Below are 19,329 nucleotides of genomic sequence, written 5' to 3'. Positions count from 1 at the left end.
GCCGACAATCTATGATTTCTTGACAGAATGGGCAATAGAATTGTCTATTACGAAGACAGATATCATAATATCCTACGCATATATGCATTCATGGAGAGATTGAGCGTGACGGAACGCAGCATTGAAGACCGCCTCGATCGCCTCGAGTCCCTCGAAGCCATTCGCCAGCTTCCCGCGCGCTACGCACTTGCCCTGGACATGCGTGACATGGACGCAATGGTTTCGCTGTTTCCCGAGGACGTTCGCGTCGGTCGTGACACAACCGGGCGCAAGGCCCTGCGCGAATATATGGACACGACCCTGCGCGCCCCTTTCACCGGGACGTCGCATCATATCGGCGGACACGTGATCGAATTCGAGGATGCCGATCACGCCCGCGGCATCGTCTATTCCAAGAACGAACACGAAACCGGCGATGAATGGGTCATCATGCAAATGATGTACTCGGACAATTACGTGCGCCGCGACGGGCGGTGGTACTTTGCGCGCCGCCTGCCGCTCTATTGGTACGCGACCGACCTCAACAAGCCGCCGATCGGCGACCGGAAGATGCGCTGGCCCGGGACCGAATGGACCGAGGGCAACTTCCACAAGCTGTTCCCCAGCTTCGACGAGTTCTGGGCACGCAAGGGCGACCACGGCGGCCCGGTGGCCGAGCCGGCCCCGTTCGACAGGTTCATCGAGACCATGCGGCGTGGCAAGGATGCGCCGAAGGTCAGGGTCCGGGCAGAGTGACGCCTCCCCCGAAAACCATGGCGCGCAGCCCTTGGGCCCTGCGCGAAGAAGCGCCGATCCCGCCGTCCCATCGAGACATTCGCCTATGGGGACTTGAGATCGACGCCCCGCTCATCCTTTCGGAGCCTGAAGGGCACGACTGGGACGAGGAAGCGGACATGGTGGTGGTCGGCCTCGGTGGTGCGGGTGTGGCTGCAGCGCTGCAGGGCCTTGAAAGCGACCTGTCGGTCATCGCGCTCGATCGGTTCGATGGCGGTGGCTCTTCGGCCGCCAATGGCGGCGTCTACTACGCAGGCGGCGGGACATCGATCCAGCGCGAAGCGGGTGTCAGCGACGATCCGGCACGCATGGAAGACTACCTGCGCCACGAGGTTGGCGATGTCGTCAGCGCCGAGACGTTGCGCGACTTCTGCGAAAGCAGCGCAGAAACTCTCGACTGGCTGCGGTATCACGGCGCGCCGTTCGAAGCCAGCTACTGGCCGAAGAAGACCTCCTATCCGCCGTTGGACAAGTACCTCTATCACCCGGACAGCAGCCTTGCCGGACCGTTTCGCGACATGACCCCGCCCGCCCCGCGCGGCCATCGCACTGTTCGCCGTAACGGCGGCAAACCCTGGGGCCTGGGCACCGGAATCTGGGAGCCGCTGAAGCAGGCCGCGCTCGATCTCGGGCTTGTCATGCGCACTCATGCAGAAGCCCGTCAACTCGCGCTTGATTCAGACGGAAGGGTGATCGGCGTGCGCGTGGAACGCCTCCTCGATCCGGAGATCCGCAAGAAACATTCGCGCTATGTCGCCGCCGCGAACAAATGGATGTCGATGCTCTCGCCCACCTTTCCGGGGGCACGCATCACCTTTGCCATGGGCTACCGCCGTCTCGCCAAGGCGCGGGCGCTGGAAGCGCAGAACCGCGCGAGCGCATGGATCCGTGCACGTCGCGGCGTGGTCCTCAGCGCCGGCGGGTTCATTTGCAATCCCGAGATGGTTCGCCACTTCGCACCAGATTACGCCAATGGCCTGCCCAACGGCACGCTCGGAGACAATGGCAGCGGCATCATGCTGGGCGTTTCTGCCGGAGGCCGAACCGCACTGATGGAGCGGGTATCGGCCTGGCGCTTCCTGTCTCCGCCGCAGGCCTGGGGGCAGGCCATGCTGGTCGACGGCAAGGGGGAACGGTTCTGCAATGAGACCTGGTACGGCGCGCGTATCGGTGACGAGATGGTCGAGCGCCATGGCGGACGCGGCTATATCGTGATGGACCGCAAGCTATATCGGCAATCGCTGCGGGATGCCTTCGGCGAAGGCGTTCTGGGCTTCCAGCGCGACATCACGCTCGTCAACGTCCTGTTCGCGGCAATCAAGGGCCAGACGGCCCGGGAACTGGCCGAGAAGCTCGACTGCGACCCGGAGATTCTTGCCGCTTCCCTGGCGACCTACAATCGCTCCGCACGCGGTGAAGAGCCCGACCCCTTCCACAAGAGCCCCGACGAAATGGCCGTGTTGGAACATGGGCCTTTCTACGCGATCGACGCTTCGGTCGACGCGCGCATGTTCCCCATCGCCTGCATGACGGTTGGCGGTCTTGCCGTCGACGAAACCACCGGTGCCGTGCGCGCCCGCGACGGTCAGGGCACCGTTCCCGGCCTTTACGCCGCCGGGCGCAATGCCGTGGGGATCTGCTCTAACCTTTACGTCAGCGGCCTGTCCTATGCCGACTGTATCTATTCGGGCCGTCGAGCGGCACGCGCCATGGCAGGGCCATGAGAATCGCTGCCGCCACTCACGCATCCTCGCCTCGCGGCTCTCCGAAGATCCCGGGACGAGCGTCTTGCCCACTGAGGATACCATCATGACTGTGAAATGCATCGCCCTGCTCAAACGCCGTACGGCCATGAGCACCGGGGCCTTCGTCGCGTACTACGAGACGCAACACGCGCCGCTTATCGCGTCGCTGTTTCCGGAGATCAGGGATTACCGGCGCAATTACCTCATTACCGAAGGGGCGTTCATCTTTCCGGCTGCCGCCGCGCCGGACTTCGATGTCGTGACCCAGATCACGTTCGACGATCGCAGCGCCTATGATCGCTTCATCGAGCGAGCGTCCCTGCCTGATATCGCGCTGCGCATCGCCGAGGACGAGGAAAACCTGTTCGACCGCGAGATGACATGCATGTTCCTGGTCGACCAGCGGGCCTCTTCCCTCCCTGTTTCGGCCGATGCCATGCCCTCACCCCCGGAACTGCGCGAACTGATCGACGAACGCGCAATACGTCGTGGCCTTGCCCGCTTTGCCCGAATCCTCGACACGAAAGACTGGCCCGCATTGGGCGAGGTCTTCGCGGACGATCTCACCTTCGATTACGGGCAGGGAGGGGAGCGCTCCGGAATGGCCGCACTGGTCGACAACATGTCCCGATATCTCGACCGTTGCGGTGGAACGCAGCACCTGCTGGGCAGCATCTGGGTAGACATCGCCGGCGACACGGCGCTGAGCCGCAGTTACGTGCAGGCACGCCACCAGCGGGCCGACACTCCAGCCGGAGCGATATTCGATTCCAATGGCGAGTACATCGACCACTGGGAGCGGCGGCAGGAGGGTTGGCGGATCGTGCGCCGCGATGCCTTGTGGCAGGCGCATACCGGAGATCCTGCCATTATCGCCGCCGGAAAGGACAATCTGGGTTAGCGCGCAATGGCGCGCCCCGCCGCATTACCGTGCGGCGGGGCAATCGGGCCGCTGTTTGCCCATCGTCCAGTCAAGCGCTCCCGCCAGCATCGCGGCCATCTCCGGTTCGCCGTAAGCCGAAGCCTGGTGCCCCATCGCCGTGTAGAAGACCCGGCCACTGCCGGTGCATCGCCACCAGGCGATCGGATGATCCGATCCCATCGCCAGATCCTTTCCGAAAGCCTTATGATTGGGGAAACTCGCCTCGTCGAGTGCGAGCAGGACGTGCACTCCGGCTGCGCGCGGCGATGCCTCGAAGGAATACCACTCATCGGTCCGATTCCAAGCGGGTGAAAGGCCGCGCGTGGAAGGATGGCCAGCGCTTTCGACCTCGACCCGTGCCTGCTGGAACTGCGGATCCATGGGATGCCCTGTAAACTTGGCTCCGATCACCCGCTCACGATACCAGTCCCATGGGATCGAGCCGTCACCCGCTGCATGGATTCCGACAAAACCGCCGCCGCCCTCGATGAATGCGCGCAAGGCCGCCTCCTGCGCCTCGCTCAAACTGTCGCCGCTCACATTGTTGAAGACCACCGCATCGAAGCGCGACAGTATCTGCGGGGAGAAAACGGCGCTGTTCTCTGTCGCAAAGAAGCCCCAGCCACGCGCCTTGGCAATATCCTTGAGGAGTTGGTTTGCCGCCGGAATGGCGTCCTCATGGCGAAAGGCATTGGTCTTGGAAAAGGCCAGCACTGCCGATCCCTGCAATCCGGCAGGCAGGTCAGGTGGCTCTACTTCATGCGTGTGATAGCCGCCCAGGACCGTGCGCCTTACCGTGTCCCAGTTCAGAGCAATCACGCCCGCGAGCAGAACGGCCAATGCCAGGACCAGCCATCCCGCAAACTTGATCACTCGCCTCACGATGGGTGCCGCCAAGATAACCTCCCCTGATCGCCAGTAGCATCGCGACTGCCTGGCCAACTTGAAGATGTTACATAGCGTCAATGGGGGCGAGACGGAAAGCCGTTGTCCTTCTTCAGTTTTCAGGACCAAGGTCGGGCATCCAGGGGACACCGTTGATATGGCCGCCGCCATCGACGAAAAGGGTGTTCCCGGTCAGGTAGCGTGCGTCCTCGCTTGCCAGGAACAGCATGACTCCGCCGACGTCGGCTTCGGGATCGCCGATACGTCCCATGGGATTGGCTGCTTCCGTCGCCGCAGCTGCCTGCGGTTGCATCTGTTCGAAGTGGCGAAAGGAGGAAGAACGCGCTGCCGGGCAGACAAGGTTCACGCAAATACCGTGACGCGCCCACTCGCGGGCTGCAGTGCGCGAATAGGCGCGAAGAGCCTCCTTGCCCGCATTGTACTCCGCCGTACCCATGTGCGCGTTGACGCCGTTGAGCGATGCCACGTTGATGATCCTGCCCCAGCCCCTGGCGCGCATGTGCGCAAACGCCGCCTCCATAGACCACTTGGCAGCATAGAGGCACATGGACATTGCGTCAGCGAAGGCGGCGTCGTCCTTGCCTTCGATCCGCGAAGCGCCCCGTCCCCGATAGGCGTTGTTGACAAGGATATCGATGCCACCAAACTGATCGACGCATCGGGCGACGGCAGCCTTCACCTGATCCTTATCGGTGACGTCGCAGGGAAAGAACGCAGCCTGTGCACCCTGCGCACAAAGCTCGGCGGCCACCTGCGCGCCCTGCCGTTCGTCGAAATCCACGATGAGTACGCCGGCTCCTTCAGCCGCCATTCGGCGTGCCGCCCCCCTGCCGATGCCGTCTGCCGCGCCCGTGATCAGCGCTGCCTTTCCTTGCAGTCTACCCGTCATGCGCGCACCTTCGCTCAGACCATTTCCGCGGCAGCGCCGCCGCGTCGGCGCATCCCCGACAGGCCGAGAAACAACAGGGCGACGACAACAGCGCTGGCGATCAGGCTCATGACGACCGGCCCATAGCCCCCTGCCCGGTCATGCAGGACACCCGCAAGCGGCGGCAGAAGAAAAGTGAAGGGCAGGTTCGCGAGCCCATAGAGCCCAATAACGCGATGCAACGCGCCGACACCGAAGATTTGCCCGGCCAGCACATTCACAGCAGGGAATACCCCTGCCCCACCGGCACCGACCAGCAGCACCACGGTCAGCATCACCGGGATGTTCGTCGTTGCCAGCAGGAGACCCCAGCCAGCAGCCGTAACCAGCCCGATCAGCGCCAGGGCTCGCGCCGCTCCCAGGTATCCGCACATCATCCCGACCGCGAGCGACCCGACAACGCTGGCAGCCCCGGTCGCGGACAGGAGCATCGCTGCCTGCTCTTCGGCGATGCCCCGCTCCACGCCGAATGCGACAAGATGAGACACACCGACGATACCGATGGCGCTCAAGGTCCCTCCACCGGCTGCAATGAGCCAGAAGACCGGGCGCGACAGGATGCCGCGCATTGAGGTGGTTGCTCGCACACGACCATGACCGGACGAATGCTCAGCGGGATCCCTGACGCCCATGGCAATCGGCAGCAACAGCAGATGCAGTCCTGCCAGGAGAAGGTAGAACGTGCCCAATCCATAGGTGGCGATGATCGGTGCCCCGGCAACTGGAAGTATGGCAAACAGGAGCGGCATGTTGACGAAACCCAGCGCTGTCGCGGGGTTGGGCTGGAACCAGCCGCTCACCAGCATGCTTGCCGCAAACGGACCGAACATGACAAGGCCGATGCCGATGGGCAGGCAATAGGCAAACAAGACGAGATAGATCCCGTCCGGCCCGAGCGTTGGCGCAAGCGCCAGCAGCAGATACCCGATGCCCGAAAGCGCGATCCCCGACAGGATGGTGGTGCGATGACCGAAGCGGGCGATCAGGTTCGCGACGAGCGGCCCCGCTGCGCCCATCACCAGCACGGCCAACGCAAGCCCAAGCGTTGCAAGGCCCCGACCCACATCGAAAAGTTCCTGCATCGGCAGTACCGCGATGCCGAACCCGCCGAAGGCTGCGCCGACTGCAAGATTCTGGCAAAGAAACGCACGCCAGGCGATGGCACCGCGCCCGCCGGTCAAAACACTGTCCATGACCTCTCCCGGGAGCCCTTCGCCCCCTGCTGTTTTCATTGCTTTCGCTCTCACGGGCATTCGCTGCGAGCGGGGCGAAGACCTCGATCCTCGCCTCGCCTTGCGCCAAGTCAGAAAGTGATGCGCGCATCCACGCCATAGGAAATCGGCTTCTGGAACATGGCCCCGGCAAAGCCGAGCGCACCGAAATCGATCGCAGAGGCGAGGCGCTTCTGGTTCAGCAGGTTGTCTCCCCAGATGCCCAGATCCAGCTTGCCCGCACCCAGCTTGATGTCTTCGACCGACAGGCGTGCCTTCACCTTGTCGCTGGAAGGCGAGACGATCTGTTCATTGAACGGCGCGGTATTGTCGAGCGCGTTGAAGTAGAACTTGCCCCGGTAAGAATAGTCGCCCCGCAGCCGCACCAGCGCATCGCCCACCGGAACCGAGTACTCGGCACCGATATGCGTGCTCCACTTCGGCGTATAGAGCGGACGCGCCTGATCCGCGACGTCGATCACCGTGTTTGTGCCGGGGTCACGGAACAGGAAGGTCTTGTAGTTGGTATTGACGTAACCCACCGAGGCGTCGATCTGGAACCCGGTGAACGGCAGTGCCGTCAATTCCGCCTCGAAGCCGGACAGGCGCACCTTGCCCGCATTGACGATCAGCGAAGTGGCACCGCCCGTGCCCGCTGCAAACTGCTGCACCTGCAGATCGTTGTAGTCGGTTACATAGCCGGCAAGGTTGAGGCGAAGCCGGTGGTTGAGCATTTCCGACTTGAGGCCGACTTCATAGGCCGTGGCCTTCTCCGGCGCGAAAGTATTGACGATATTCGTGCGCGGATTGATGCCCCCCGACCGATAACCGGTCGATACGCGGCCGTAGACCATCACGTCATCGAACACTTCGTAGGACAGCGAGGCCAGCCACGAGACATTGTCGTAGCTCACGCGGCCGCGCTGAACCGGATTGACGTCGCCGGCAAGGTACACCTGCTTGTCGTCTGCCGTGTAGCGCAGGCCGCCTGTAACTTCGAGTCGATCGTTGAGCGCGGCCGGCTTCCAGGTCAGCTGCCCGAATACCGCGATGGAATCAGACTTGCCGCCGAATGCCTGAACCGGCGCGGCGTTGACGCCGACAGTCTCAAGCCCCGGATTGAGCGCCGCGATGCCGTCGGCAACGCTCTGCGGGAAACCCAGGAACGGCAGGCCAGCCACGGGCGTGACGATTGTGAGCGCCTGGCGATTGTACTCGGATGCCTTCTCATGAAAGATGTAGGTGCCGACCAGGTAGCTGAAATCGCCGGATTTCCCGAGGAACTGCAGTTCCTGGCTGATCTGCCACTGCTTTTGCGGCGCGTTGTTGCCGGTGTAGGGCGAGATCGGCTGGACCGAGACGAGCGTCGGCGAGCTGAAATCAACGACCTGTCCGAGCAGTTCGCCATTGCCCGACAGGTTGAGGATCGTGTCCTGGAAGAACTTGCGATAGCCGGTAATCGACTTGATCGTCAGCTCGGGCATCGGATCATAGGTGATCGTCAGCGCGTGCCCCTGCACCTTGGTCTTGCTGGTGTAGCGGTAGTCGCCGCTCCGGTCGATAAACCCCGCCTGCTGCACCGTGCCCTGCCGCACCGGACTGGAAAGGAATGGCGCACCTCCGTAGCTGGCCGACTGCGAGAAGTAGTCGGCAAAAAGCGGCGTGGTTGCAACGATCTGGAAGAAGCCGGGCGTACCGTCGCGCTTGTCCCAATCGAAATTGTAATTGATTGTCAGATCGCCGAAGTCGCCCTCGATCCCCACGGCCACCGAGTTCGCTTTCAGCGCACCGGGATCCTTCGCGCTGCTCACCAGGGTATTGTTGACGTAACCGTCGCCTTCGCGGTGCTGCGCCGAGATCGAAGCCTTGATCGAGTCGCCAACGATATAGCCGGTATCGAGGCGACCTTTCACGTACCATTCGTTGAACCGACCGTAGCCCGCCTTGGCTGTCACACCCATGGAATCGGCCGGCTTCTTCGAAATGAACTGCAATGCACCGCCGATCGTATTGCGACCGAACAGGGTTCCCTGCGGTCCGCGCAGAACCTCGATACGTTCAAGATCGATCAGGTCGAACACCGCACCCGCGGAGCGCGCAAGATAGACGCCATCGAGATAGATACCCACGCCCTGTTCAGAGACCGCTGACGGCTCCTGATTACCGATCCCGCGGATATAGATCGTCGCAGCCGAAAGGCTTGAAGGCTGCTGCTCGACCGTCAGGTTCGGCGCGAATTGGGGGACGTCGGTGGGCTCCGAGATGTTCTGGCGATCGATGAAATCGCCGCTGAGTGCAGTCACGGCCACGGGCACGTCCTGCAAGGTCTCTGCCGAGCGGCGTGCGGTAACAACGATCGTGTTGAGCCCACCTGCAGGCTGGTTGGCGGCGTCCTGTGCAGAATCATTTTCCTGCGCAACTGCGCTGCCCGAAAATGTCATCAAGACCAGGCCGGCGGTACCGGCGAGCATTGTGGATTTCATGGCGTAGAAGATCTCCCTTTTCATACCCTTGTTTCGGGGCGTTATCGACGAATCCTTATCATAGTTCGTATAGATTGACTCGATTTATAACGCATATGACGAATCAGGCGTCATTTCGCGTCCGATTGCGTTCATTCGGCCGATTGTGTTCCATGCCCTTCCGATGACGCTCATGCAGGCCGGAATTCCCATGCCGATCTCTCCGGACAGCAAGAAGGCCCGGCCCCGCCACCGGAACCGGGCCGCAACCCTGCCATCATTTCCGAGAATGAAAGATCCACCCGATCACCGGGTGGATCAGCCCTCGATCAAACGCCGAAACCGCCGGACACCGAGATCGATTGCCCGGTCGTGTACGCTCCTTCGTTCGAAGCGAAGTAAACACAGGCATGGCCGATCTCCTCGGCGGTCCCCCATCGCGCAAGGCACAACAGCTTGTGAGTCTCGGCAACCCAAGCCTCGTCGAACTGCCCCTGCCTCGTGAGTTCATGCAACTGGCCCGCATCGATGACACCGACCAGAACGGAATTGGCACGGATATTGTGCTTGCCTTCTTCCTTGGCGATGCCCTTGACCAGTTGCTCATTGGCCGCCTTGACCGCAACGGACATGCCATCGCGCGCAGGCCACCAGTCATGCCCCGCAGAGCCGAGTGTCACGAAACTGCCGCCCCCCTGCTCACGCATGTGCGGGATGATCGAACGTGCCGCTGCGAAGAAGCCATGCACTTCGACATCGAAAGCGTGGCGCCATTCGGCCATGGGCGTCTCAGCCAGGTAACGCTGGTTTACCAGAGGTCCGGCGCCCCATACGACGGTGTGTATCCTGCCGTGTGCGGCAACTGCTCCCTCGACAGCGGCCGCCACCTGTTCGGGATCGGTCACGTCGGCAGCATGGACACTGGCGGCCACGCCCTTGCTCCTGGCGTAATGCGCTACTTCTTCGGCCACATCCGGCTTCGAACGATAGACCACCGCGATGTCGCTGCCGCTATCGGCAAATGTCCTGGCCACACCGCGGCCGATGCCGCCGTTGCCGCCGAACAACAGGGCGCAGCCGCTGGGAAATGTTGCCAAGTCTCTTCTCCCGAATGTCGCTAGTTGTCGTGACCGCCTGCCCGGTAAGGACCGGTGGTCAGGCCGCTTTGTTGCCGGGACGCTTGTCGAGCGTAACGACCAGCCCGTTAACGCGCTTCTGGATCTCGGCTGCCTTGTCGCGCGAATTGTAGAACTGCTTGTACCAGCTGCGCACCTTGCCATAGGGCCCATCGTTGGGAATGGCGAGCGGATTGAGGCACGCGCGTTTGTTCGCCCAGATCTCGACATCCTGCGCAAAGGCAAGTCGGCTGCCTTCCTGGTATTCGAAGGCGATCGCCCGGTCCTCTTCGGTCGTCGCGCGCGAACCGTCATGCACCTTGACCATCAGGGCATGCCACGAGCGCGTCTTGCCATCCTCGATCGGCGTGTTCGCGATCATGATGAAACTGTCATAGGCGCCCGCCATTTCAGATTGGAGGAAGCCCGGCCCTTCGTACCAAGTATCGAGCACGAGCTGGTCCTCGTCTGCAGCGGTCAGCGTGCGGTGTCCTGCACTGTAGTACTGGTGAACGACATGTCCCTTGAACTCGTTGGCAAAGTACTGCCAGTCCTTGGCGCCGTGGATCGGGATGAAATGTCCGAAATCGGCCATATTGTCGACGATCTCGATGCCGTGGACGTCAAGATCGCCCATGTAGTCGATCTTCCATTCGACCCAGCCCGATTCTCCGTAATGCCCCCCGAAGTCGGGAAGTTCGACGTCCGGCTCAAGTCCTTCGGGATCGTGCCACATCCATAGGATTCCGGCCTTCTCCACGACCGGATAGGTCCGCAGCTTGGCCGCCTTGGGGATGAAGTCGGAGTAGGGGATGTGCTTGCACTGGCCATCGGGACCGAAAGCCCAGCCATGGAACGGGCAGCGGATCGATTCGCCCTGAACATGTTCGCCATCGCGGACGATGTAGCTCGTCGTGTTCCTGGCCAGGTGTGCGCCCATGTGCGGACAATAGGCGTCCACCACGTAGGGCTGGCCGGACTCGCCGCGATAGAGGACCAGGTCCTTACCGAAATAGCGGATCGGGGCCGGGATCTTCGTCGCCTCCTGCGCCTCGCCGATCATGAACCAGCCCCGTGCAAAAGCGAACTCGCCGAGGCCGTACTCGCTGGTGGTAGCCATCTGCATCAACTCCTGTAGCAGCGCCGTGCTTGTGCGGCGCATTTGAGAACCGTTTACCGGAAACAGACCCCGAATGCGAAGTGTCTTTGCGATGCACACCTCTTGTGCAATTATGCACGGATCATGCAATGGGACGATCTACGTTATTACCTCGCGGCGGTACGGGCAGGTTCCTACACGGCAGCCGGACGGCGTTTGGGCGTCAATCGCACGACTGTCGGCAGGCGCATCGAGGCGCTTGAGGAAACGCTTGGCGTGCCTCTGTTTCGATACACTCCCACAGGCCCCGAACCCACGCCGCAAGGGGCATATCTGCTCGAAGCAGCGGGGCGGATCGAGACCGAAGTCGATGCCATGCGAGAAAGGCTCTGCCCGGAAGCGCAGAACGGCGGATTGGTCCGCATCGCCGGAAGCGCGGGAATCGTCTCGGAATTCGTGCCCGACCTCCTCGCCTTCGGTGAGGAAATGCCCGGGATCGCGATCGAAGTGCTGGGAGAACTGGACCCGGTCGATGCGGTGACCCATCGCCGGGCGGACCTCGGCCTTGCAATCCTTCGCAAGCCTCCCCGCCGCGTTGCCGGCGTGGAAATCGCTACGCTCTCACAGGCGCGCTATGCCCTGCGCGGCGGCAAGCGCCTGCAGGCGTTGGGCTGGGGTCATGAAGTCGATGCCCTGCTCCCGGGCCAATGGATCGCCGCGAACCCTTCGGGCGTCGAGGCAGAGGCCCGGGGCCTCATGACATTCAATTCCTGGCCGCAGATGAAACAAGCCGTCCTTTCCGGCTTCGGTTCCGCGAAGTTGTGGTGCTTTGCCGCCGACGCGGAAACGTCACTGGAACGTCTCGAGGAACCCGATCCCAAGGACGATTATCCTCTCTGGTTGGTACACCGCGCCAAGGCCCCACCCAGTCCGGCCTTGCGGGGCCTCATCGCCTTCCTGCAGGACAGGCTTGGCGCGCGATTGACCGCTCAGTCACCGCAACGCGAGAGCAGTTCGTAACCCCACGAGGGATCGTCGCGACCGCAAGTGCCGTGTGCCGCTTCTGTGCCGAGCAGCGCCATGCCTTCTTCATCGACCGCACGCACTTCCCCGTGGTCGAATACGAGCGAGCGGTGCGCGAACTTCCAGATTCCGTCACGACGTTCGTAGCGGTCGAGATAGCGGCCATGAACGATCAGCTCACGGCGCTCGGGAGGAAACGTGCGATGGTACGCCCGAACATGATGCTCTCCCTCGGCGCGTTCGCCATCGATCGCGAAGAGGCTGTTGCCGATGGTATGGATCGTCAGTTCCCAAGGCGCCATGGCCTGCGGCAACCACGCAACGAAGGCATCGGGGGGGCCACGAAACATGGAACCATGATCGTCGGTTGCATCGTCATGGTACAGCGATCGAACTAGGGCGAAATCGCGCCTGTCACAACCGCGACAATAGCGCATGACGAGATCATGCAGCTCGATCCGTGCGAGCAGGTCTTGGGGGTTCATTGCCTGTTTCTCCTTGGCCGCAGCACCGAATTGACGAACACTTCATTTCAGATAAAATCCCTGTAATCATTTCGCATATAACGCATATATCTTCTATTTACCCAACTGATGCGTATTTGATAAGCACGTTTCATGTTGACCTTCAATGCGGACATCTGCCATCACGCTGCGTGAGAGCATGCCCTGCCACCACGATGGCAGAGCGTGATGCGCCAGCATTGCTGGCCTTACGGGAGAGTTCAGAACAATGACAAAGGCAATCGAACGGCTTGAGCAATCTCCCGCACAAACCCCCTGTTTGGACAGGGACTCCTTGCTTGCCGCCGCCCGCGAACGGACCGGTCTGTCCGATTTCGGCGACACGTGGTTCATCGAACCCATGGACCGCTATATCGCGGCGGCCAATACCGAGGCACGTCTGACCGCCGCGGGGATTGCCGCGCAGACAGAAGTCATCGTCAAGGGCCTTGCCAGCCGCCTGCGCATGGTTGAGGACATCAAACGCCATCCGGAAATCCTCGGGGAGACGGTCGAAGTCGCGGCCATCATACTTGGGCTTCCGCGCACGGGCAGCACGATCTTCCAACGCCTGCTCGCCAGCGCGCCGGGCATGACGGCAATCCGCTGGTTCGAAGCGCAGAACTTCGCACCCTTCCCGGGCGAGAAACGCGGACAACCGCACGAGCGCCGTGCCTATGCCCAGGCGATGATCGATGGCTGGCTCGAGGCGGCACCCGAACTCGCCTCGATCCATCCACTGGAACCCGACGCACCGGACGAGGAGATCCTGATCCTCGGCCAGATGTTCGTCTCGACCATGATCGAGGGCATGAGCTTCGTACCCTCCTTCTCGAACTGGCTGGACAATTACGACCAGTCGCGCGGGCACGAGGACCTCAAGACGATCCTCAAGTACCTGCAATGGCAAGCACCCGAACGACGCGGCGCGAAGTGGATCCTCAAGAGCCCATCCAATCTGCCTTACGCCGAGCTGGCCGCAAACGCCTTTCCCGATGCCTTGCTGGTCATGACCCATCGCGATCCCGTGGACATCGTACCCAGCTATGTCAGCATGGAGGCCGCGCTCTACAAGCTTTCCAGCACGCTCACCGATAAGGAAGTCGGCGCCTTCTGGTTTCCCCGCCTCGTCGAATGGATGCGGCGTTTCGAACAGGCGCGCGCGCGGATCGGCGAAGAGCGCTTCATCGACATCGACTATCGCCTGGTAGTGCGCCAGCCTCTCGAACAGGCACACCGCGTACTCGAGAGGATCGGCGTCCCGGTCGACGCAACAATGGACGCAGCGCTCAGCGAATTCATGGCCGGCAACAAGCGCGAGCAACGCCCGATGCATGACTACTCTCTGGCCCGGTTCGGCCTCGACGAGGAAGACGTGCGGCGCGCTTTCGATGCCTACCGGAAACGCTTCGTTGAAACGGCCAAAGACTGACAGAATTTCAACGCGGACCGGTCAGGCGAGCAGCAGGTGCATCCGTCCCGTGGCGATTGGTACCTGCGCATCGGACTGCCAGCAGGTGGCATCGGCATTCACGACGCGTTTGCCGATGCGCACGACGCGCGCCTTGGCATAGCAGTCTACCATCCGCCCGCCGCGCAGAAAGTCATAGGTCATGTTGATCGGCTTGGGTCGCCGCCCCGGATCGTCGAGTTCGCGCGACACGGCCTCGAGACAGGCCAGTTCAAGCAGACTGGCGATGACCCCGCCATAAAGGAATCCCTCACGACCTTCTAGCTGGGAAGATGCCCTCAGGACCAACCCCGTGCTTCCGTCGCTGTCCATCCAGTCGCCAATGCCAAGCAACTGCGCATAAGGCGTGGCGGAGATCATGAGGCACCCGTGAAGAAAAAGCTGGCAGTCGCAAAGGCAAGCGGATCGGCGCCTTGGCCCTCGTGGACATTGCAACGGGTGAAAGCGACCTTGCGCGTCACGTGGTAGCAGGTCGCACGCGCATAAAGCGTGCGTCCCGCGCTGGCCGAACGCAGGTAATCCACGCGCAGGTCGAGCGTTGCCATTGCCCGCCATTGCCGTGTCCGAGCAATGATGGCGGCACCAGCGGCGGCATCGATCAGCGAAACGACCGGCCCGGACGAGACGAGCCCTGCCCCTGCGTCCATCAGGAAGTCCGGCGAGAAGGGGCAGGCGAGCTCGGCCCAGTCCGGCCCGTCATCGACATTGAAGATGCCAAGCAAGGCATGGTGCCCCCGCGGAGCGATGCCCTTGAGCCGTTCGAAGGCGTCTTCTTCCTGGTCCATCTGCCGTTACGACGTCCAGCGCGGCTCGCGCGGCAGGCCAAGGCCCCGCTCCGCGATGAGATTGCGCTGGATCTGGTTGGTGCCGCCGTAAATCGTATCCGCGCGGGAGAACAGGAAGAGATTGGGCAGTGTATCCCATTCGTATTCCGAATAGGGGCTGATCTCGCCCTCCTGGCCCAGCACGTCCATGGCCAGTTCCCCCAGACTGCGTCGCCAGGTCGCCCACTGGATCTTGTAGGTCAGCGCCGCGCCGTCCATGCGTGAATTGTCTGTCTGCGATAGCATGCGCAAAGCCCCGTAGCGCATCAGGCGTAGCCCGATTTCCGCCCGGGCAATGCGCTGGCGGATCAACGGGTTCTGGGCCGCGCCGTTGGCCTTGGCCGCGGCAATGATCTCGTCCAGCTCATTGCGAAAGCCCATCTGCTGCCCGAGGGTGGAGACGCCGCGCTCGAAGGCGAGCAGGCCCATCGCGATCTTCCAGCCATCGCCAACGGCGCCGATCAGGCTATCGGCCGGGCAGCGCGCATCGGTGAAGAAGGTCTCGTTGAATTCGGCATCGCCATTGATCTGGCGGATACCCCGGATCTCGATGCCCGGTTGATCGATCGGCATCATCAGGAAGCTGAGGCCCTTGGGTCCTTGCGACCCTTCCTCGGTCCGCGTGACGACGAAGATCCAGTCGGAAATGTGGGCTAGGCTGGTCCAGATCTTCTGGCCGTTGACGACCCATTCGCCGTCCTCGAGCCGCGCCTTTGTGCGCACTCCGGCGAGATCGGAGCCGGCATTGGGCTCCGAGAACCCCTGACAGAAGATCGTCTTGCCCGCGGCGATGTCCGGAAGGAAGCGTTGCTTCTGTTCCTCGGTGCCGAAGGTCAGGATCGTCGGCCCGGCAAGTTCGATGCCGATGTGATTGACCCGGCCGGGTACGCCCGCACGCGCATATTCCTCGGCAAAGATCACCTGCTGCGACAAGGTGGCGTTGCGACCACCCCATTGCTCCGGCCAGCCGATGCACGACCAGCGGTGGGCGGCAAGCTGCTGCTCCCATTCCTTGCGCCGCTGCGGACTGCCGGTCAGCTTGGTGACGCCTTTGATGTCGCGAAACTCACCGGCCATCTGGCCATTGAGCCAGTCAGCGCATTCCTGGCGGAAAAGCTCGTCTTCGCGCGAAAATCCCAGCTTCATGCCGCTTCTCCCAAGATCATCGAGGCAATTCTTTCGCGGTGCCAATCGCCGTTTCCGAGCATGGTCTGAAGCGAGCGGGCGCGCTTGAAGAACAGGTGCGCATCATGCTCCCAGGTAAAACCGATACCGCCGTGAAGCTGGATCATGTCCCCGGCGCAGCGGAAATAGGTATCGGTCGCAAAGGACTTGGCCGCGTGCAGTGCGAGCGGTGCATCCGGGGCCTCCTCGTCCAGCGCGCAGGCCGCCCAATATACTGCCGACCGGGCCTGCTCGATCTCGATCATCATGTCCGCAAGGCGATGCTTGTAGGCTTGAAACGAACCGATAGGGCGGCCGAACTGGATACGCTCCTTCGAATAGTCGACTGTCCTGTCGAGGCATGACTGCGCCCCGCCCAGGGCCTCGGCGGCAATGCCGACGAGCGCAGTGCGATAAGCGCAGGCGAGCCCCCCAGCAGGATCGGCGAGCGCTTCCGCCGCGACCTGATCCAGTTCGACGCGGGCGAAAGGACGGGTCTGGTCGAGACTGGTCTGGGTGGTCACCGTGACGCCGGGTGTATCTGCGCGAACCAGCCAGGCGCCTTCGCCATTCGTCACCAAAAGCAAGTCCGCCGCCGCGCCGTGCGTGACGAAACGCGAGGTTCCGGTCAGCAACTGCCCTTCAACGCGAAGGTCCGAGACCTCGACATAGGCGGCGATGGTCTCTCCAGAAAGAAGCGCAGGAAGCCACTCAGCCTGCTGCGCATCGCTACCGCCAGCGGCAATTGCCGGAGCTACCTGCAGCAGGCTCCCCAGCATCGGCAAGGCCGCCACTTGCGCTCCGGCTGCTTCGGCGATGATGGCAAGCTCAACAAGCCCGAGCCCCGCCCCGCCAAGGTCTTCGCCAATGGCGATCCCGGCGAAGCCCAGATCCTGACAGAAGTAGCGCCATAGATCGCGGTCGATGCCGTCCCCCGCCATCGCCGCGCGGGTCCGAGTGCTGGTGGCGTTTTGCGTGAAGAAAGCCTGCGCCGTCTCCGCGATCATCTGCTGTTCGTCTGAAAATGCAAATTCCATTGCTGAATGCCTTCACGATCCTCTCGGCGATCTTGCCCCCGGCTTTCTCGGGCCATGCGGCCCCACCACCCAACGCCTGTAGTAGGTCTTGAGACCCGATAGTGCGTCGCAGGAGACTCTCGCCATAATGCGGCATAATGCCTTAATCATTTTCACGCTATATCGATATTAGTTGCGTATCAAGCTTCAATTTGCGGATTTTTATATATCATAATATCCGCATTAATGATTGCAGGAATTGTGCAAGGGGCTTTGGCCCCGCGATCCCGATCGATCGCGAGGCGAGCCTGCGTCCCGAATTATTTCTGGATTACGCCTCAGCCGCTGTTCGCGGCGCTCACGCTGACAACACCGTTTGTGAACTTGACCGTCTTCACCGCGATGGAGGTCTCCACGTGATAGACGCCCTTCACGGCAAGAATTTGCGCAACCGTAACGGCATGCAGGTCCTCGATCTCGCGGTAGACGCAGGTCGTCATGATGTTGAAGGGGCCCAACATCGTCATGATCGAGTGGATCGTCGGAATACGCTTCAGTTCGCGCGCGATCTGGCGGAAGTGCTGCATGTCGGCCTGAACGGCGACGAAAGCCATGTTGCTGCCGCGATCGAGGCGGCGGCTGGTCAGTGCGGTGAAGGCAATCAGGCCGTCCTGCTGCAATCGCTTGAGGCGCCCGCGTATCGTTCCCTCGTTAACACCCAGATCCGTCGCGATCTTGCGATTGGAAACGCGTGCGTCCTGCGAAAGGATGGCGATGATCTGGTGATCCAGATCGTCCAGGTCCGGCCAGCTCACTGCGCGCCCTCCCTGCCGTCGAGCCCGTACTTGATGATATCCAGACCAATCGACTGGGTGATCGAACGGATGCCCTCCACCTTGGAGAACTTCTTCGCAATGAACTGCGACAGATCTTCGATGTTCGGCAATGCGAGGAGAATGCTCACTTCATATCGGCCGGTGACGAGGTAGGCAGCGAAGACTTCCTGGAATTGCGCCAGGTCTTCGGCCACATCGGCCGGAGACCTGCCGCTCACCTCAACGCCGATATGGATGAGGACATGATAGCCGTGGACCGCGAAATCGGAGACGGCCACGACCCGCAGGGTGCCCGATTCCTCCATGCGGCGGATGCGCGCTGAAACCGTCGTAGGTACAAGATTGAGCGCCTTCGCGATTTGCTGGTGGGTAGCGCGCCCATTGCGCCGCAACTGCTCGACAATCCTCAGGTCCGTCTCGTCGAAATCCGACAGATCGTCCATGCTCTTGCTCTGATCCCTTCCAGCTGCTGCCTGTTGCGCGCCTTCTATTGCCAGCAATGGTCGGGCTCGTCGAATCCTAAGCAACTCCGCTGCCATGCAAATCCCCAAACCACCGGACGACATCAGTCGCGCAGCAGCGACCCTCCATTCACATGCCAAAGCTGGCCGTTGACCCACTCGCCGTCGTCGGAGGCCAGGAACGCAACGGCCCCGGCAATATCATCGGGCTGGCCGAGCCGGCGATGCGGGATCGCCTCCAGCATCGAGGACACGTATTCGTCGGTGAGATGCTGCGCCACGGCTTCCGTCATCACGACGCCCGGGCAGATCCCATTGGCGCGAATGCCCTGCTTGCCGAACTTTCGCGCAACGTGCCGGACCAGTGCATGAAGCGCGTTCTTCGTCATCGGATAGGCGACCTGCAGCGGATTGCCCGAGATCGCGGCGCCCGACGAGGTATAGATCATCGTCCCGCCGCCGCGCTCCAGCAGTACCGGCAAGGCGGCCTGCGTCGCCAGGAAATGGCTCTTGGCGTTGATCGCGAAGGAGCGGTCGAGCACTTCCTCACTGCAGTTGAGGATGTCGATGTCACCCTCGGTCCCGCCCGCGAGATTGGAATGGTAGAAATCGAGCCCACCGAACTCGGACAGCGCCGCGCCGACGATATCAGCCTGCGACACAGCACTGGTCCCGTCCAGACGCACGCCGATTGTCTTGCCACCCTCCTCGCGAATGGCGCGCGCGGTTTCGATGGCCCATTCCTCGACGATATCGCCGATCACGACGGCAGCGCCCTCGGCGGCGAGACGCCACGCGGTCGCAGCGCCGATACCGCGCCCGCCTCCAGCGACGATCCCCGTCTTGCCAGCCAGTCCTCGCATCACATT

Annotated in this window: 19 protein-coding genes; 5 read left to right on the top strand and 14 right to left on the bottom strand. The window is 62.1% G+C overall.

From position 1 onward, the window contains the following. Positions 1 to 105 precede the first annotated feature (105 nt). The 3 genes from B5483_RS12800 (at position 106) to B5483_RS12790 (ending at position 3,420) form a co-directional block, all read left to right on the top strand. Positions 106 to 735 carry a nuclear transport factor 2 family protein gene (locus B5483_RS12800; RefSeq protein WP_245829136.1) on the top strand — a complete coding sequence of 210 codons (630 nt, stop codon included), beginning with the start codon at positions 106 to 108 and terminating at the stop codon, positions 733 to 735. A 17-nt stretch (positions 736 to 752) separates the two neighbouring features. Continuing rightward, positions 753 to 2,498: an FAD-binding protein gene (locus B5483_RS12795; protein ID WP_079730610.1), complete on the top strand. Its 1,746-nt coding sequence runs from the start codon at positions 753 to 755 to the stop codon at positions 2,496 to 2,498. A gap of 85 nt (positions 2,499 to 2,583) precedes the next feature. Then, positions 2,584 to 3,420 carry a nuclear transport factor 2 family protein gene (locus B5483_RS12790; protein ID WP_079730609.1) on the top strand — a complete coding sequence of 279 codons (837 nt, stop codon included), beginning with the start codon at positions 2,584 to 2,586 and terminating at the stop codon, positions 3,418 to 3,420. A 24-nt stretch (positions 3,421 to 3,444) separates the two neighbouring features. Here B5483_RS12790 and B5483_RS12785 read toward each other — a convergent pair whose 3' ends face one another. From B5483_RS12785 to B5483_RS12760, 6 genes are all read right to left on the bottom strand, one after another. Beyond that, on the bottom strand, positions 3,445 to 4,323 hold the full coding sequence (locus tag B5483_RS12785) for a ThuA domain-containing protein (RefSeq protein WP_176168035.1): 879 nt from the start codon (positions 4,321 to 4,323) through the stop codon (positions 3,445 to 3,447). Between the two features lie 115 nt (positions 4,324 to 4,438). Then, positions 4,439 to 5,236 (bottom strand): SDR family NAD(P)-dependent oxidoreductase, encoded by a 798-nt coding sequence (locus tag B5483_RS12780; RefSeq protein ID WP_054944505.1) that lies wholly within the window; start codon positions 5,234 to 5,236, stop codon positions 4,439 to 4,441. Between the two features lie 14 nt (positions 5,237 to 5,250). Further along, entirely contained in the window at positions 5,251 to 6,468 is a 1,218-nt protein-coding gene (locus B5483_RS12775) for an MFS transporter (RefSeq protein ID WP_079730608.1), read from the bottom strand. 110 nt (positions 6,469 to 6,578) lie between these two features. Then, positions 6,579 to 8,969, bottom strand: a complete 2,391-nt coding sequence (locus B5483_RS12770) for a TonB-dependent receptor (protein ID WP_245829133.1) — start codon at positions 8,967 to 8,969, stop codon at positions 6,579 to 6,581. A gap of 308 nt (positions 8,970 to 9,277) precedes the next feature. Next, positions 9,278 to 10,045 (bottom strand): SDR family NAD(P)-dependent oxidoreductase, encoded by a 768-nt coding sequence (locus tag B5483_RS12765; protein WP_079730607.1) that lies wholly within the window; start codon positions 10,043 to 10,045, stop codon positions 9,278 to 9,280. A gap of 58 nt (positions 10,046 to 10,103) precedes the next feature. Next, positions 10,104 to 11,183 carry a 3-ketosteroid-9-alpha-monooxygenase, oxygenase component gene (locus tag B5483_RS12760; RefSeq protein ID WP_054944569.1) on the bottom strand — a complete coding sequence of 360 codons (1,080 nt, stop codon included), beginning with the start codon at positions 11,181 to 11,183 and terminating at the stop codon, positions 10,104 to 10,106. A gap of 123 nt (positions 11,184 to 11,306) precedes the next feature. On the opposite strand from B5483_RS12760, the gene B5483_RS12755 reads away from it, so the two are divergent. After that, positions 11,307 to 12,182 (top strand): LysR family transcriptional regulator, encoded by an 876-nt coding sequence (locus B5483_RS12755; RefSeq protein WP_079730721.1) that lies wholly within the window; start codon positions 11,307 to 11,309, stop codon positions 12,180 to 12,182. Here B5483_RS12755 and B5483_RS12750 read toward each other — a convergent pair. Beyond that, entirely contained in the window at positions 12,152 to 12,670 is a 519-nt protein-coding gene (locus B5483_RS12750) for a nuclear transport factor 2 family protein (protein WP_054944509.1), read from the bottom strand. The two genes, B5483_RS12755 and B5483_RS12750, sit on opposite strands and share 31 nt — an antisense overlap. A gap of 298 nt (positions 12,671 to 12,968) precedes the next feature. Between B5483_RS12750 and B5483_RS12745 the strand changes: the two genes are divergently transcribed. Beyond that, positions 12,969 to 14,120 (top strand): sulfotransferase family protein, encoded by a 1,152-nt coding sequence (locus B5483_RS12745; RefSeq protein WP_245829130.1) that lies wholly within the window; start codon positions 12,969 to 12,971, stop codon positions 14,118 to 14,120. A gap of 21 nt (positions 14,121 to 14,141) precedes the next feature. Here B5483_RS12745 and B5483_RS12740 read toward each other — a convergent pair whose 3' ends face one another. The 7 genes from B5483_RS12740 to B5483_RS12710 all read right to left on the bottom strand — a co-directional run bounded on the left by B5483_RS12740 (position 14,142) and on the right by B5483_RS12710 (position 19,323). Beyond that, complete coding sequence (locus tag B5483_RS12740) at positions 14,142 to 14,519, bottom strand: PaaI family thioesterase (protein ID WP_054944511.1); 378 nt, start codon at positions 14,517 to 14,519, stop codon at positions 14,142 to 14,144. Next, positions 14,516 to 14,944 carry a PaaI family thioesterase gene (locus B5483_RS12735; RefSeq protein ID WP_079730605.1) on the bottom strand — a complete coding sequence of 143 codons (429 nt, stop codon included), beginning with the start codon at positions 14,942 to 14,944 and terminating at the stop codon, positions 14,516 to 14,518. The genes B5483_RS12740 and B5483_RS12735 overlap by 4 nt, the downstream gene beginning before the upstream one ends. 6 nt (positions 14,945 to 14,950) lie before the next feature. After that, entirely contained in the window at positions 14,951 to 16,129 is a 1,179-nt protein-coding gene (locus tag B5483_RS12730) for an acyl-CoA dehydrogenase family protein (RefSeq protein WP_079730604.1), read from the bottom strand. Beyond that, positions 16,126 to 17,184 (bottom strand): acyl-CoA dehydrogenase family protein, encoded by a 1,059-nt coding sequence (locus B5483_RS12725; RefSeq protein ID WP_079730603.1) that lies wholly within the window; start codon positions 17,182 to 17,184, stop codon positions 16,126 to 16,128. The genes B5483_RS12730 and B5483_RS12725 overlap by 4 nt, the downstream gene beginning before the upstream one ends. 317 nt (positions 17,185 to 17,501) lie before the next feature. Further along, complete coding sequence (locus B5483_RS12720; protein WP_079730602.1) at positions 17,502 to 17,978, bottom strand: Lrp/AsnC family transcriptional regulator; 477 nt, start codon at positions 17,976 to 17,978, stop codon at positions 17,502 to 17,504. After that, the gene (locus tag B5483_RS12715; RefSeq protein WP_245829127.1) at positions 17,975 to 18,538 is read right to left on the bottom strand and encodes an Lrp/AsnC family transcriptional regulator; all 564 of its coding nucleotides are present in this window, start codon (positions 18,536 to 18,538) and stop codon (positions 17,975 to 17,977) included. The genes B5483_RS12720 and B5483_RS12715 overlap by 4 nt, the downstream gene beginning before the upstream one ends. A 26-nt stretch (positions 18,539 to 18,564) precedes the next feature. Further along, positions 18,565 to 19,323 carry an SDR family NAD(P)-dependent oxidoreductase gene (locus B5483_RS12710; protein ID WP_079730601.1) on the bottom strand — a complete coding sequence of 253 codons (759 nt, stop codon included), beginning with the start codon at positions 19,321 to 19,323 and terminating at the stop codon, positions 18,565 to 18,567. Between the last annotated feature and the right edge of the window lie 6 nt (positions 19,324 to 19,329).

Origin of the sequence: Novosphingobium mathurense (assembly GCF_900168325.1) — a bacterium.
GTDB lineage: Bacteria > Pseudomonadota > Alphaproteobacteria > Sphingomonadales > Sphingomonadaceae > Novosphingobium > Novosphingobium mathurense.
This window is presented reverse-complemented; position numbering and strand designations above follow the sequence as displayed.

Coding starts and splice junctions, on each gene's coding strand:
- B5483_RS12795 (WP_079730610.1), top strand. CDS start 753: ATGGCGCGCAGCCCTTGGGCCCTGCGCGAAGAAGCGCCGATCCCGCCG.
- B5483_RS12790 (WP_079730609.1), top strand. CDS start 2,584: ATGACTGTGAAATGCATCGCCCTGCTCAAACGCCGTACGGCCATGAGC.
- B5483_RS12780 (WP_054944505.1), bottom strand. CDS start 5,236: ATGACGGGTAGACTGCAAGGAAAGGCAGCGCTGATCACGGGCGCGGCA.
- B5483_RS12775 (WP_079730608.1), bottom strand. CDS start 6,468: ATGGACAGTGTTTTGACCGGCGGGCGCGGTGCCATCGCCTGGCGTGCG.
- B5483_RS12770 (WP_245829133.1), bottom strand. CDS start 8,969: ATGAAATCCACAATGCTCGCCGGTACCGCCGGCCTGGTCTTGATGACA.
- B5483_RS12760 (WP_054944569.1), bottom strand. CDS start 11,183: ATGGCTACCACCAGCGAGTACGGCCTCGGCGAGTTCGCTTTTGCACGG.
- B5483_RS12755 (WP_079730721.1), top strand. CDS start 11,307: ATGCAATGGGACGATCTACGTTATTACCTCGCGGCGGTACGGGCAGGT.
- B5483_RS12750 (WP_054944509.1), bottom strand. CDS start 12,670: ATGAACCCCCAAGACCTGCTCGCACGGATCGAGCTGCATGATCTCGTC.
- B5483_RS12740 (WP_054944511.1), bottom strand. CDS start 14,519: ATGATCTCCGCCACGCCTTATGCGCAGTTGCTTGGCATTGGCGACTGG.
- B5483_RS12735 (WP_079730605.1), bottom strand. CDS start 14,944: ATGGACCAGGAAGAAGACGCCTTCGAACGGCTCAAGGGCATCGCTCCG.
- B5483_RS12730 (WP_079730604.1), bottom strand. CDS start 16,129: ATGAAGCTGGGATTTTCGCGCGAAGACGAGCTTTTCCGCCAGGAATGC.
- B5483_RS12725 (WP_079730603.1), bottom strand. CDS start 17,184: ATGGAATTTGCATTTTCAGACGAACAGCAGATGATCGCGGAGACGGCG.
- B5483_RS12715 (WP_245829127.1), bottom strand. CDS start 18,538: ATGGCAGCGGAGTTGCTTAGGATTCGACGAGCCCGACCATTGCTGGCA.
- B5483_RS12710 (WP_079730601.1), bottom strand. CDS start 19,323: ATGCGAGGACTGGCTGGCAAGACGGGGATCGTCGCTGGAGGCGGGCGC.